Source organism: Syntrophomonas palmitatica JCM 14374 (genome assembly GCF_001311885.1).
Lineage (GTDB): Bacteria > Bacillota > Syntrophomonadia > Syntrophomonadales > Syntrophomonadaceae > Syntrophomonas_A > Syntrophomonas_A palmitatica.
On the sequence record NZ_BBCE01000018.1, the window covers coordinates 53,367 to 67,794 of the forward strand.

The 14,428-nt window shown below is 44.4% G+C and carries 11 protein-coding genes and 1 pseudogene; all 12 read right to left on the bottom strand.

Annotated features, from left to right (window positions below; translation table 11 throughout):
- Positions 1 to 99 precede the first annotated feature (99 nt).
- Complete coding sequence (locus tag JCM14374_RS10560) at positions 100 to 1,422, bottom strand: hypothetical protein (RefSeq protein WP_054697021.1); 1,323 nt, start codon at positions 1,420 to 1,422, stop codon at positions 100 to 102.
- A gap of 242 nt (positions 1,423 to 1,664) precedes the next feature.
- A complete protein-coding gene (locus JCM14374_RS15390; protein WP_278279276.1) occupies positions 1,665 to 1,799 on the bottom strand; it encodes a hypothetical protein in 135 nt (44 codons plus the stop codon).
- Between the two features lie 175 nt (positions 1,800 to 1,974).
- A complete protein-coding gene (locus JCM14374_RS10565) occupies positions 1,975 to 2,934 on the bottom strand; it encodes a MaoC/PaaZ C-terminal domain-containing protein (protein WP_054697023.1) in 960 nt (319 codons plus the stop codon).
- A 305-nt stretch (positions 2,935 to 3,239) separates the two neighbouring features.
- Positions 3,240 to 4,364: a Ger(x)C family spore germination protein gene (locus tag JCM14374_RS10575; RefSeq protein ID WP_054697028.1), complete on the bottom strand. Its 1,125-nt coding sequence runs from the start codon at positions 4,362 to 4,364 to the stop codon at positions 3,240 to 3,242.
- Positions 4,357 to 4,569 (bottom strand): hypothetical protein, encoded by a 213-nt coding sequence (locus JCM14374_RS10580; protein WP_054697031.1) that lies wholly within the window; start codon positions 4,567 to 4,569, stop codon positions 4,357 to 4,359. The genes JCM14374_RS10575 and JCM14374_RS10580 overlap by 8 nt, the downstream gene beginning before the upstream one ends.
- Before the next feature lie 38 nt (positions 4,570 to 4,607).
- Positions 4,608 to 5,453: a GerAB/ArcD/ProY family transporter gene (locus JCM14374_RS10585; protein WP_054697032.1), complete on the bottom strand. Its 846-nt coding sequence runs from the start codon at positions 5,451 to 5,453 to the stop codon at positions 4,608 to 4,610.
- A gap of 12 nt (positions 5,454 to 5,465) precedes the next feature.
- Positions 5,466 to 6,581 (bottom strand): GerAB/ArcD/ProY family transporter, encoded by a 1,116-nt coding sequence (locus tag JCM14374_RS10590; protein ID WP_054697035.1) that lies wholly within the window; start codon positions 6,579 to 6,581, stop codon positions 5,466 to 5,468.
- Positions 6,582 to 6,610: 29 nt separating this feature from the next.
- On the bottom strand, positions 6,611 to 6,928 hold the full coding sequence (locus tag JCM14374_RS15395; protein WP_054697038.1) for a spore germination protein: 318 nt from the start codon (positions 6,926 to 6,928) through the stop codon (positions 6,611 to 6,613).
- Positions 6,907 to 8,171: pseudogene (locus JCM14374_RS14885) on the bottom strand (spore germination protein). Before JCM14374_RS14885 ends, JCM14374_RS15395 begins: the two are co-directional and overlap by 22 nt.
- 363 nt (positions 8,172 to 8,534) lie before the next feature.
- Entirely contained in the window at positions 8,535 to 13,142 is a 4,608-nt protein-coding gene (locus tag JCM14374_RS10610; RefSeq protein WP_054697046.1) for a leucine-rich repeat protein, read from the bottom strand.
- Between the two features lie 5 nt (positions 13,143 to 13,147).
- Complete coding sequence (locus tag JCM14374_RS10615) at positions 13,148 to 13,507, bottom strand: response regulator (RefSeq protein WP_054697049.1); 360 nt, start codon at positions 13,505 to 13,507, stop codon at positions 13,148 to 13,150.
- Positions 13,508 to 13,833: 326 nt separating this feature from the next.
- Positions 13,834 to 14,428 (bottom strand): AfsR/SARP family transcriptional regulator (locus JCM14374_RS10620; protein WP_207641624.1); only part of this gene is annotated, 595 nt, incomplete at its 5' end.

Below are 14,428 nucleotides of genomic sequence, written 5' to 3' on the forward strand. Positions count from 1 at the left end.
CCTGATAATATTGTTATATATGTTTAGCATTATCAGGGACAAAGAATTTAATCTGGCAATTAGAGCCAATAATGCTGCGGCGTTCCATTTTGTACACTTTTAACACTGCGTGGCAGGCCATTGACCCAGTTCAATAAATACGTTTTTCATCAAATCAAGATAGTTGGTAATGCAAACACATATATCTGTCGTGCGCTGGTCAGAAACAGCATCAGGGTCAAAATCTGCAGCCGACAAAGCATATATCAACCCTACATTGCCATCATTCAGAAGCGCCTGCCTCTGTTTTTTGCTGTAACGACGTTTAAAGTATTTATCACATAGCTCTTCATTACCCAGCATGTTTCCAGCTATTAACCCCAGTGTAACCCTGGGTATACGTTCATTAATCATCTGTTCCACGTCATCTGCATAATTCTTTGTAGGGTCAGGCTGCAAAACGTAATATTCCCAATACTTATCTACAGCGTTAAGAAAGGCAGTCTCCATTGATTCGGTACTATCTGTATACGCGGTTATTGTGAAAATGATTGCCTTAACAGCCCTGGTATATAATTCTTCGTTAAGAGTATAACGATGCAGTATTTTTTGTCCTAGCCGGTCAAGGTCAATATTGCTTAAATCTAAATCTGTAATCATTCCTATTACCTTTTCCATTTCACTTACCAGGGTTTTTATATCTGACGGGCCCAACGAATATTCATAACTATCTACCAGTTTCCTATTTTCTTCAAAGAGATTAATCCTGATAACTTTATTGCCCAGTATGGCGCCGTAGCGCAGCCGTTCCTGGCTGCAGCACCAAATAGTCCGGTATTTAAGAATATCATCATTGGTTAGAGATAATGTAATATCAATTATATGATAAGGAACACCCTCATCTATTTCGAGTTTGAAAAAGATAAATACATTCTTGAGCTTTTGTCCCGGTTTGAAATTATAGTTGGTAATTATGTCCAAATATAACCTGGTGTCTGCTTGCACTGAGAATTCAAAGGCATCCCGCCCCAATTCATTGAACTTTGCTTTTAATTTCTTGGATACTTTGGGAGTTACTTTGGCGATACCGTACTCCTGGTCAAGTTGATCCCGGTATCGCCTGGCGAAATCCCGGTCTGTGGCAATTTTATTGGTTATTTCTAATAACCCGGCCCTGATCTCATCGCATATTTTGGAAGGACTAGCCTGTATAAGCGTAAAAAATACCTTTTCACTAATCCAATAATTTTTATCGGCTTCAGGCAGCAGTTTGTAATCTAATTCATTTACAAATTGGGATAGGCAGTGTTCTTCCGCCCCTTTTAACCAGTCTAAGTAGGAATATCCGTATTGTTCCAGGTTTAAATGTTTATAAAGCTCTCTGGTCGTCGCAATCGGTTCGGGAAAATACTGCTTAATTAATTGCTCTGGTGTGACTATCATCATTACAACCTCCGTTTCAAAACTTATTATAGTTAATTGTCAGAAAATTAAACAGATCTCACATGAGATTAATACAGCATTCTAAATATAAATATGACCCCCTAAGCATTTTAGGGGGCCGTTAATTTAAATATGTATAGCGGCTGGGTTTGTTTTAATTAACGCTCTTACCCATTTTTAATAGGGACACTTCTGCCCAGACGCAAACAGCAACGAGGGCTTTACTGCCCCCGTTAAACCGACTATCTTTGGGCTCCTCTGCTCCTTTTGAATTCGGTATCCATTTTCATGAATTCCTCATGAGGATTATGAGCAGGGATGCCATCCAGCACACTCGCATCCGGCATCATTCTGTTCTTGAATTTATCACTTTTCACCGAAAATCACCACCTCCCATTGAAATCCATTCATAGTTTGCCCAGGTAATCTGTTTTATATATGGGCCACTTTTTGTCAGGCAATTTTTTAATTTAATTTCAACTCTGTTTTGGTTTTTTCAATGGGTAAAAGCCTTAATCAGCCGTTTAATTCCGAATATTTGCAATAAAATATTTAAAATGAACTGTTTAATCTGGGCTTGTGGTCATTATGCAATAATCCAAACGCCAGGACACGGCCTTCAGCATCCTGAAGCCTGTATTCGCGATCGTTGTAATGCAGATAAACGGTATTATCAAGATACACCGGCAGGCAAAAAACAATTGAAAAATATTCCAGTTTTATACCGGCCATAACCAGTTCCTTTAACAACAGGTTAGCCGTACAAAGCCCCTGCAGGAACGGTTTGCCAAAACCAAAAAATCTGGCGGCTCGGGGTGTAATATGAATAAAGCTGTAGTCGCCGGAGGTCGACGTGTACTTGACCGGCAAATCTAAAGGAATATATATCTCCTTAATTTTGACATCTTCTATCGGCTCTGCCGGTAAACGGGTAATACCTTTGAACTGGTTCATCTCGTCGGTGTGCAGCCGGGACAGATATTTTTCCTCAACGTTCTTAATAATGAAATGATCCCTAACCTCCTGATACAACTCGCCATTACGGTTAATCGCTGAGTAACTTACAATAGCGGCTTTGTCTCTTTTGACTTTGACTACATCTTCAAAAACATAATCGATGACATATCTTTCTCCGGCAACCAGGGGTTTGTAAAACCACATTTCACTTTTCAAATGCAAAATATTTGTGAAGTTAACTCCTAATCCGGATATGACCTTCATAAACCCCAGGGCACGAGAGTAGTCAAAATACGTAAACGGTACTATAACGTCATCGGGTACTTGGAACAGCTTGTACCACTTGCGTTGAGATTGTTTATATAACTTAAATTTAACGTCACGGCCATAGCGTGGATGTTTGAAAACAACGCGATGCCTGCGTAAAATGCCTCGTCCCATGGTTCGGAAGAATTGTATCTTATAAGCGGTGGTTCCCGGATGCCCGTAATTTTCTACTACCTCAAGTCTCTTACCGGAGGGGGTGAACTGATTCTTATAATACTTCTTCGGCATTATATTGCTGCTCCCCTTATGATCTGGAATCATCATAGCCAATAGAGGGGCGTAATAATAAACGCCACTTTGACCTGGCCCTTAATTTGTCTCTTGTGGAACCAAAATTAGGCTTGTTTATCATTATATTTAAATCCACTAAAAAAGCCAATAGAAAGACTGTCAGCCTGTTGGGGACCTTTTCTGGTGCAGAGACAACCCCCACTTCTTCGGTTTCCCGTTTTTCCACATATCCTCGGCTTCTTTCCTTAATCGTTCAAAAACATCTCGGGGAAAAAGCGCACCTTCTGACTCATTAAGCCCCCCTATGTGCGTTCCCCGAAATTCTCCAGATTAACCTGCACCTTAACCCGGATGGAAGAGTTGCTAATAAGATGTTGATCGGTTATGCCATGGAGTTCACCGCGCCATTTGGCCAACGCATATTTGCTGATATCTATACAATCCACCTGATATTCGTTCTGCATTTTATCAATAAAACGTTGACAATCCTTTTCCACCATAGCAGCAATTGTTTTCTCTACGGTTTCTAGTCCTTTTTTATCATCAATAAATGAACGGCTGCCAGTTTTCTCTACCACAGTACCGTTAAGCTTGATGACAATCAGAAAAGAATAGTTAGCTCCTTCCCGTTCTACTTTTATTGAACGCTGGTTTTTTACGTACACGGTTCCCTGCTCGGTATATTCACCCAGCTGTATATTAAACGGAATATACCCACCTGATTTCACGCCCCGCAGGAGGATGAGGCTGCGGGTTTCCGGTTTGCCGATCTTGGCTATCATTTTTGTCTTGTTAAATATGGCGGTGCCGGTAATCGCTATATTATCTTGGCTGACCTTTATTACTGGCAAGATAGGATTTTTACCATCCGTAATATAGTTGACTGCAAACTGATGCAAGGTAGTTGTGACAATGAACCCCCTTTTTGCACCAGTCTTTAACAGGTAAAGCAGGTACATCCCCGTATTATCAACATCTTCCGTTACCTTCGTTTTAAGCAGTTCGTCAGCCCGGCCATCAACGACAGCCAAAAAAACGGTATGTTTAATTCTGGGAGTTCGCAGCGTAATGTCCAGAACATCACTCAATCCCTGGCGAGCTAATTCCTCACTATAAATTGCAGTTTGGATCATGGTAGGATTATAATTGGCTATTAAAGACCCGGATTTCCCTTCCCGGGCCATAGCCACTACCGGGGCGGGATTGGAGATAATTCGTACCGAACCCTCTTTCCCCAAAGTGAGATTAGGGGTCAGGGTAGTAAACAAGACTCTCGGAGGATTCTCCGATTCGGGATTAGAATTCTTGATCAGATCGAAAGCAGCCGCAATAGGGAGATCCTGATCTTCCAGGTCCAGATAATCCCAGCAGCCGCATATATTCAGTAATAGGAAAAACAACACCAGCCATTGTACAGTTTTATACACGCGAACCCTCCTTATTTCCACGGAGATTAGCTAACAAGAGATAGGCCAATGGATAACCTATTCCCACAACGAGAGATACATAGGATGTATAGGTACCAAAGCTGAATACATCAATAACATTTCTGGGGATAATGGCTGTAACCAGAGCTCCCAGAGCAATGAACACCAGCACATATGAGTAGTATTTATGGCCATCCGCAAACATGCCTGTTAAGGCAAATGCGCCAGCAACCTGCGAGGTTATCAGGTACGGGATACAACGAAAAAAACCAACAACAAAAAGAAGAACTCAAGGCGTTCGAAAACGGAAACATATGATACCTTTAGGATGGTAAGACCCGGCCATAGGTATTGCTGGGTAATGTCAGCGCCCATTACCAGAACACATATAGTGGCGACCCAGAGATAGATCAGGGTGTTCAAACCAATGCTGATAAAACCCGCTTTGATTACTTTTTGAGGAGAATCCACCAGGCAGTAAAAGACCAGCAATGTTTCAACACCAGCCTGAGCCCATACTGCCTGCAGGGTGGCCCGACCTAAATTCTGCCAGGGAATCTGTCCAACCGGTAATAGGTTGGTATAATCACCAATGGGTATGGGCAGGCAGTATACCAGCATTAAAAATAAGATTAAATATAATGATATTTCATCAAACCAGGCGGTTACATTAATACCCTTGATGCCTACCCAAATAGCGCACATTACGATTACCGTGATTATTACCGAAAGGGGTGTTTCCGGCAGAGCGTATACCTTAACCAAACGGGCAAAATTACTAATGATCGTCCCCGAAAATAACATAAAATAAATGACTACCGAAATAAACAGAATAGAACCTATGATTTTCCCAAACAATTGCCTGCTGACATGATAAAAGTTCTGTCCCGGATAACGCCGCAAAAGCCTTTCGATTAGTATCCAGGATAGGATTGGATATAAAACCGAGATCAATACAGCCAGCCAGGCGTTTTGCTGCGCTTCCTTGCATAGGGCACGCGGCAAGTAAACCCATACCAGACCCACTACACTGCCATTGGTGAGGAAAACCAGTTCTTTATTGGTTATCTTTACGCCGTTATTGTTCACTTCAAATAAACCTCATGAATATTGCTGCAAACTTCCAAGCTTGCTGCGCAAGGCAGCCATGCAGAGATATAAAAACGGATAGACAATACCTATTACTAAAAACATCCGTCCCGAAAAATCCGCCATCCTAAATACCTGGTCAGTGCTTATTGGAACAAATGCAAATAGCACCATTACTGCACCCAAGCCCAGGAGGTAATATTGATAAGTACGATTGGTCGTGGTTCCCCATAATCCGCTCAAGGTATAGCTAGAGGCCATATGCATGATAAAGGCAGGCCGTAAGCCAAAGCCCATCCATAGTAATAAATAGAAAATTTCAAAGCGCCCGATAACAGGAAAATCAAGCACTTTAAGGATGGTGATTCCCGGCCATACAATAATGCTGCCCAGGGCGTTACTTCCAAAAACAGCCAGGCTGGACAGGGTAAGCAAAAGATAAAAAGCCATAGTGAAAACCACGGCGATGAAGCCTGCCTTGAGTACCGGTTGGGACTTGTCAACCATAGGATAGACCAAAAGCAGAATCTCAATACCAGAATAGGCAAAAGAAGTGGTTAGGATGCCATAACCGAGGCCCTTAAAGCCTGATTCACCTACCGGCAGCAGATTGGTATAATCACCTGCAAGAAAAAGCGGTATTAACCACAATATATTAAATAGTATAAACTGGTATAAATATATTTCATTGATGTTAGCTATTGCCTTAGCTCCCAAAGAAGCTACATAAACGACCGCCAGTGCAATTACAATCAGAATGACCCTATTGGGGGTCTGAGGGAGAACAAAAACCTTTGTGACTTGGGTTACAGTGCTAAGCACTACCGCTTGAAAATATATAAAATAGGCTAAGACTGATAAAACCAGTATTTTCCCAATGATCTTACCGAACAACAGGCATGATATATCTGTAAAGCTATATCCCGGAAAACGTCTGAACAATCGCTCCACCAGCAATAAAACCAGCAGTGGGGCAAAGGCGCCTCCCATAACCACCAGCCACGCATCCTGGTGAGCTTGCTTACTGGCTATGCTGGGCAGGGAAATCATCCCCGTGGCTACTGTATTACCCAATATGATAAATATTAATTGCCGATTGCTGATAGAAAATTGGGAATTGTCAAGCACTATTGTTTAATCTCCTTAGATTGTATAAATTAAGGTTTTTGGCGGTTATCGTCCAGATGAGGTATAGAACGGGGCCTTTTTTTCATTTTCCAGGGAAAAGCTCGTATAAAGGTATCCTTAAGATCAGCGTAGATAGTGGGCATAATTGGTGCCATATAGGGAATGCCTGCACTTTTTAGAGAAGACAGATGAGATATAATCACCATCCACCCCAGGGAAAAACCAAACATACCGAACATAGCCGCAAACAGCATCAAAGGCAGCCTCAGCACCCTTATTGCCAGAGAAAGGCTATAATCTGGAATCCCAAAGGTGCTGATAGCCGTTACGGCCACCACGATAACCATGGCCGGGGTGCCAGATGAGCCTGAATGGCCATCTGGCCAAGTATTATACCTCCAACTACACCTATCGTTTGACCTACCGGCATCGGCAATCGCAAACCAGCCTCCACTATCAGCTGAATCACAACCTCCATAATCAAGGCCTCGATAACCGCTGGGAAAGCCACCATACTGCGATCCCGGGCTACAGGTATGATAAGTTCAAAGGGCAGCAGCTCCGGTTGAAAACTAATTAAGGCTATATAAAGCGCCGGAAGCGATACTGCCATAAAGAAGGCCAGAAAGCGGAACAACCGCGTAAATGAAGCCACATAAGTCCGTTCTGCGTAGTCTTCCGTGGTCTGCATCTGACTGACAAACAAAGAAGGGAGCAACAAGGTATGGGGACTTCCATCAACAATAATGCCAACCTGTCCCTGCAACAGGCTTCCTGCCATTTTGTCGGGGCGTTCGGTTCCTTTCACCGTGGGGAAGATTGAGTATGGATTGTCGTCAATGATTTGTTCAATTTTGCCTGAATATATGACTCCATCAATACTAATGGCCTGGATACGGTTCCTTATATTATTGACAATAGCCGGATCGGCAATATCCTGAACATATAGGAGCGCCACCTCGGTTCGGCTGCGCTGCCCCACTACAATTTTCTCCACCACCAGGTTCTTATGTCTTAACTTGCGCCTAACCATAGCTATATTAGGGACTATCTGTTCCACAAAGCCTTCCCGTGGGCCGCGGGTGGTTCTCTCGCTGGGCGGTTCTTCGATAGATCTCTGAATCCCGCCGCGTATGTCGATGATCAGGCTTCAGCATGACCGTCAATAATAATTGCGGTAAAGCCATCAAAAATGTAGTCCAGGAGCTGGTCGAGCCGGTCGGTCCTTATAATTCCGCCCACCGTAAGTACAGTCCGCTGCAGACGGTCAACCAGATCATTCAAATTGGCTGCATCTGCTGCCTCTTCTCTCCGACCCAACATCAATGGCTGCAGGATGTCATGATTAAGAGCCTGTGAATCAACCATTCCTTCAATAATAATTACCGCCGCTCTGACCGCACTCGGACCACTGATGGTTATTTCTCTGATTTTGATATCTGAATTGGGTTTTAATTTCGGTTCCAACAGATGGAGCTTTTCATCTAATTCATCTGGCAGAAGAATATCGGCTGACTCGGTTTGTTTATTATTGACCTTTTTATGTCCTGCTGGAGTAGGTTTTATCTTCTGCATGGGAATACCATCCATCTTTTTACTGGTAGGTTTCCCTGCATACTGGCATTTATGCAGTTCAAATCAGACCCTGGGACTCATGTTGAAGACAAAATTGTTCTTGGCTAAGCTGATGAATATATACTATTACGCAATCTGTGAGCATGGCCTTAAGGAAAGCAGACTCACCGTAGCTCAGGAAGTGCACTATATAGTTCCCCTATCTAAAAAGCGCCCTTCAGCTTCATGAGAAACCAAAGAGCGCTATTTGTCAGTTCACTTATTTCTTATCTCATCACCGGGCCTCTATATCCGAGGTCGGGTGTTTTATATTACATCTCGGACGCTGTTCCAGATCTTCGCCGCAGCTATCATTATGCGACGAGTTTGCACAAAATGTTATATCAGCCCGGATTTTTGCAACAGCCTTCTTACTATTTCCGCAACCTCCGCTCTTGTGATGTTGTCCTTCGGCGCAATCAGATTACCGTCCCTGCCGCTAACAATTCCTGCCTTTATGCAAGCCGCAATGCTGTTTTTCACATAATCATCCAATTTAGCCGCATCGCTGAAGTCCGCCAGCAGTTTGGTCATTTCACCGTTTGCGAACTGGACTTTTAGCCCTGTGATGTTCATCGCTCTTGCAATAATAGTGACGGCCTGTTCACGGGTAAGCTTATCATTTGGACCGAATTTGCCATTGCCGTAGCCGGATATGAGTTTGTATTCCGTCGCTGTTTTGACATAATCACAGTACCAGACGTCGCTGCTGACATCTGTAAATGGGTTGCCTCCGATTCCGTGTTTTAGGCCCAGCGCTCTGACGATAATGGCTGCAAATTCTGCGCGGGTGATATCCCTGTCGGGCTCGAATTTATCGTTTCCGGTGCCGCTGATGATCATCCTGGAGCCCATGTCATTGACGGCTTCCTTTGCCCAGTGATCTGTTATGTCCTTGAATTCCAGCGGATGCCAGATTACTGAGTAGGTACTGTTGGTCAGGCTGTTTATTTGCGCATAGTATTTGCCATCAATAACAATAACTTTAGTAGGAACATGTCTTACCGTACCATCGGGATCTACTATAACTCCTGTCGTTATCTTTTCAGGTTCAATCCCATCAGGTATTGCCACAAACCTTTCAATATAACTGTTGAACCGGCTGACCTCAACGGTTTTGCCGCCATATGTGCATTTAATATTAAACTCAACCGGAGGCACTACAAGAGTAAAATTGCCTTTGTTCGCCGAGTCTTCTACTACTTTGACAGTGGCATCGACCGCTTGTGCAATTTCAACCTGAACCTTAATGTCCGACAGCTTTACGTCCTGCCCGAAAGACTGAGATACCGCAGATATATCAATTTGCTGTGCAGGAAGCGAATAGGTGGCCTTCTCGGTCTTGACCTCCAGGATTACATCTTTTTTCTCCATATCCTTAACTATTTGGCCGTTCAGCTCGCCAACCGCCGTACCCGTATTTTCTGAAACCGATAATGTAATGATTGGATGATTTTGAGCAGTACTGGTACTTGTACCTGCATCTGGAATCTTATCTAATAATTCTCCAACCTTTTTCTCGTCAAGTATTACCGTTGTCGTTGTTCGTCCGTCCGTACCTTTTTCGGTTTTAATTGTCGCAACATTGCCTTGCGTCTGCCCGTTAACTGAAATATCAGAATAATTTACCGGTGCAGATGAATTTCCGCTGTTTCCGCTGCTTCCGCCACTATTTCCGCTGCCGCCGGTTGCCGTCCATTTTGCATACAGCGTCACATTAGCGGCTCCCATTGTAAAGGTTGCACCTTCCGCATAACTGCTACCGCTTCCGTTGGCTGCGGTGTTCCAGCCTGAGAAGGTGTAACCTGTTCTGATCAGGCTGCCTGTGTTGCCTTGAACCGTTACGGTGTCCCCTTGCAAATAGGTATTACTGTCTGACGGAGCACTGCCTGATGTAGCGCCATTACTATTGTAGGTTATGGTGTAGGCATTGATAGGTACATCAGTTATAACAGGATAGCCATTGTTTTCATTTCTCACATCCACGTCCCAGGCAAGATAAATGATATTTGGAACAGATGTGCTGCTTATTATATTGCTGTTAAGCAGTGATTTAAAAACCACAACCTTCATATCAGCTGCAATTTTGGCCGTTGTAGTGTCTGAACCTTGTAATATATAGCCTGCGCCTTTTTTATTTGCCGAATCCAGTACGTTGCCGTTCAGAGTGTATATCGCATCGCTGTTCCAATAAACATTTTTCACATTAGGCACCTGCTGGAAGCCGTTATGCAAAAAGCCAACTATACCGCCAATTTCTGCATTTGCTCCGCCAGTAATGTTTCCCGTTGCAAAACTATTTTCAATCCTGCCTTTGCTGTTATTTTCTCCGGCAATTCCGCCCGCATAAACCTCGTTTCCAAATGCGCCGGAGCCTGCGTTGACATTGCCCGTTGCAAAACAGTCAACTATGACGCCATAACTACGGCTGCCCACATTTCTTCCGACCAAACCTCCGACTGCCGGAGGATAAGGCTCTACATAATTGCCAACAGCCACATCGGCTGTAGAATAACTGTTTGCTATCAGTCCTTCCTCATTGGAACCAACCAACCCACCAATTAAGGCTACGCCGTTTGCGCCTATTATTTCTCCATTTGTATGACAGTTCGTTATTTTCCCGTAGTTGACGCCTGTAAGTATTCCTCCAAACTCACCGAAACCTGCATATATTTCTGCCGATTCAATGCCGAGGTTTTTTACTTCGGCCGTACCGGCAATAGTGGCAAATAGCCCTTCAAAGCCGTTTGAACCCGGCGACCCAACACCAGTCCCGATATAGAGCCCGGTGATTTTATGGCCTTTGCCGTCAAAGATTCCTTCAAAATATGGGTATTGCGTTCCGATCGGTGTCCAATAATGCTCGGAGATATCAATATCCCTATCAAGTTCGATAATCTTGCCGCTGAATGAATTTCCGCCGTTTACCTGCTGAGCCAGCCATGCAAGCCCGGTTGCCGTTTTAATGACATAAGTGTTTCCATATAAGGTGTAATCAGTGCCCTCGGTCACAACCGCATTATCCAACCAAACACCGGTTGGTTCTTTTGCATGGATTGTAAAAGTGAAATCCTTCGTTGCGCTGGCCCCGCCGTCCTTGCTGATGGTTGCCCTTAGCGTTATGACAGCATCGCCGCTACCATTGGCAGGACGCGTTACAGTCACCACCCCCGTTGCAGGGTCGGAGCTTACATTATTGCCGCTGTCCGATACTTCGGACCATGTTATTGTGGTTCCGTTAACACCTACGAGAGGTAGGGTGAAATTTTTCGTTACCATTGCAGCCGAATCCGTGCCGCTAAAGCTAATGTCAGACAGGCTCAGGGCTGCCTGTGCTGCCACGATGTCTGCGTCCGCGTTGCCGCTTGCCAGTTCGACAAAAGTATGCCCGTTATCCGTTGCATAGGTCTGTGCTGTTGAACCTGTGTACCCATGGATTTTCAGATTGGACGCTGTCTCCTGATTATCCGCAAAAGCATTGTCGCCGATGGCCGCCGTGCTGTTTCCTATAATCACATCTGAAAGCTTGTTGCTTGCAAACGCCATTTCTCCAATATCAGTCACTCTATCCGGGATTGTCACACTTGTGAGCTGGTTGTTGAAAAATGCACCATCACCAATACCCGTTACACTATCGGGAATCGTTACGCTTGTGAGCATGTTGTATGCAAATGCAGCCTCGCCAATGCTTGTCACGCTGTCCGGAATCGTTACGCTTGTGAGCTGGTTGCGGCAGAACGTCCTTTTGCCGATACTCGCTACGCTGTCTGGAATCGTTATGCTTGTGAGCTGGTTGTTGAAAAATGCACCATCGCCAATACTCGTTACGCTGTCGGGGATCGTCACGCTTGCGAGCTGGTTGCTGGAAAGCGCATTGCTTCCAATACTTGTTACCTTGTTTGGAATAACTATGTTTGTAAGCTCATTATAAACAAATGCACCTTCACCGATACTGGTTACGCTGTTTGGAATTGTTACACTTGTAATGTTGTTGGAAGCAAATGCACAATCACCAATGTTCGTCACGCCGTCCGGGATTGTTACGCTCGTGAGGCCTTTGTTTTTAAATGCTTCGGTCCCTATTCCGGTTACCGGATAACCGCTTATGGTACCTGGAATTGTTATATCTGCCGAACCGCCAAGTGTAAATTGCGTTATTGTTACCTTCCCGTCCGCAACGGTATAGGTATACGTATTGCCATTATCGGTTACTGTGTCCGAGGGTGCAGCCGCTTTTATGTCGCCGCTTTCCAATTGCTTCTGGTAGTAGCCAAGTACTGCATATGATTCTACTCCGTTAACCTCTCCGACATAGTTGACGTCGTACAGGTTCAGCCACTTCCCGGCGGATACGTTCTCTATATCGACTCCCGGCACATACTGACCGTAATCAGCCGTCGGTATCGCCGCCCCCTGTGCCGGTATGGCATCCGCCGAATTTGATATTTTGTACACATATTTTAATCCTGCAGGGTTGCCCAGACCGCTGATTGTTATGCTGGAAACCGCCGTTCCCGGCACAACGGATGCGGCTATAGCATTTGCAGCCGCTTTTATATCATCGCTTTCCAATTGCTTCTGGTAGTAGCCAAGTACTGCATATGATTCTACTCCGTTAACCTCTCCGACATAGTTGACGTCGTACAGGTTCAGCCATTTCCCGGCGGATACGTTCTCTATATCAACTCCCGGCACATACTGACCGTAATCAGCCGTCGGTATCGCCGCCCCCTGTGCCGGTATGGCATCCGCCGAATTTGATATTTTGTACACATATTTTAACCCTGCAGGGTTGCCCAGACCGCTGATTGTTATGCTGGAAACCGCCGTTCCCGGCACAACGGATGCGGCTATAGCATTTGCAGCTGCAGCATGCGCTGCAATAGGCAATAAAAGCTGCATCATTGCAATGATCATAAATATTGTTGGAAATGTTTTTTTCTTCATATGGCTCACATCTCCTTTTGTGTTATGTTTAAATTTTTCTCAAGCTTTGCTTTTGTCAAAGGACAGAGCAAAAATCCATGAACACCCAGTTCAAAAGCGTCCAGCGCATAATCCCTGTTATCGGATAGAAAAATAATTCTGATGGTAAGGCTTTTCTGCCTTACCATATCGGCGGCCTGGAGCCCCGGTATATCATCCTGACCCAACCGTATGATGCAGAAATCCGGAGGAGAATTCTCGATCTGTTCAATGAACTGTATGTAGTCTTCAAATGCCTTGAGTTCGATTACTCTCTTATCTTCCGACAACCAACCCAACACTTGGTCACGGCTTTTGCTTCGCCTGTCCAGAATATATACCCTCAATCAACCACTCCCTTTTATCGGCCAAAACCACAATGGAAATCATATGAAATCGATATATTGGGGAACTGACCTTATTATATGAGACAGATTTCACCAAAATTTAACCAAAGATAAAATCCACAAACACAAAAAAACCGTTGATACATCAGTGTTTGACGGATCAACGGTCAATTGTGCCGTGAAATATTTTTAAACTTGTTTTTGGAAAGGATCGGCACGCATATAAGAGGCGTAACGAAAGATCGACAGCACCTTTTCCGGGGATAAAGGAAACAGCATGCAAAGAACGGCGCCCATGTGATTTCTTATGGAATTAACTGTTCTGTCTACTTCACTGAATGATAAAGGTTATATAGCTTATCACACGGTATTACGCCGAGCTCTTCCTTCAATATTTTCAAATACCCGTTGAAATGCCTCACGGCCTTGCTTTTTTCTTCTGTTTCTATGTAAAGAGTGAGCAGAAGCTCCGTAATGGCTTCTTCATAAGGACTTTTTTCATAAGCTGTCATCAGTATGTTCTCCGCCTTGGCGAATTGCTTTTTTCTGATATACTGCTCCGAGAGCTTTATCAGGCATTGCAGGTTTAATTGTATCAGGCGTTCCCTTTCAAAACGCGCCCAAGGATAGTCTTCACCCTCCAAATAGTCTCCCGCGTAGAGTGCTTCCATCTCCTCGAGCGGCTCGAGGCTGTTGGCGTAAATACTGTTTTCAAGTTCATAAAAACGTCTCACATCGTAATCGGCGGGGCCGAGCTTCAGATTATAATTACTGTCGATACGGATTAGGCTTCTGTCAATCCCATATTCCCACAAAGCCTTTCGGATATGGTATATTCCGTTATATAGCTGGCGGATGGCCTTTTCCGGATCATCATCCGGCCAGAGCTTGTCCAGCAGCTCCTCTTTTGAAATAGCCCGG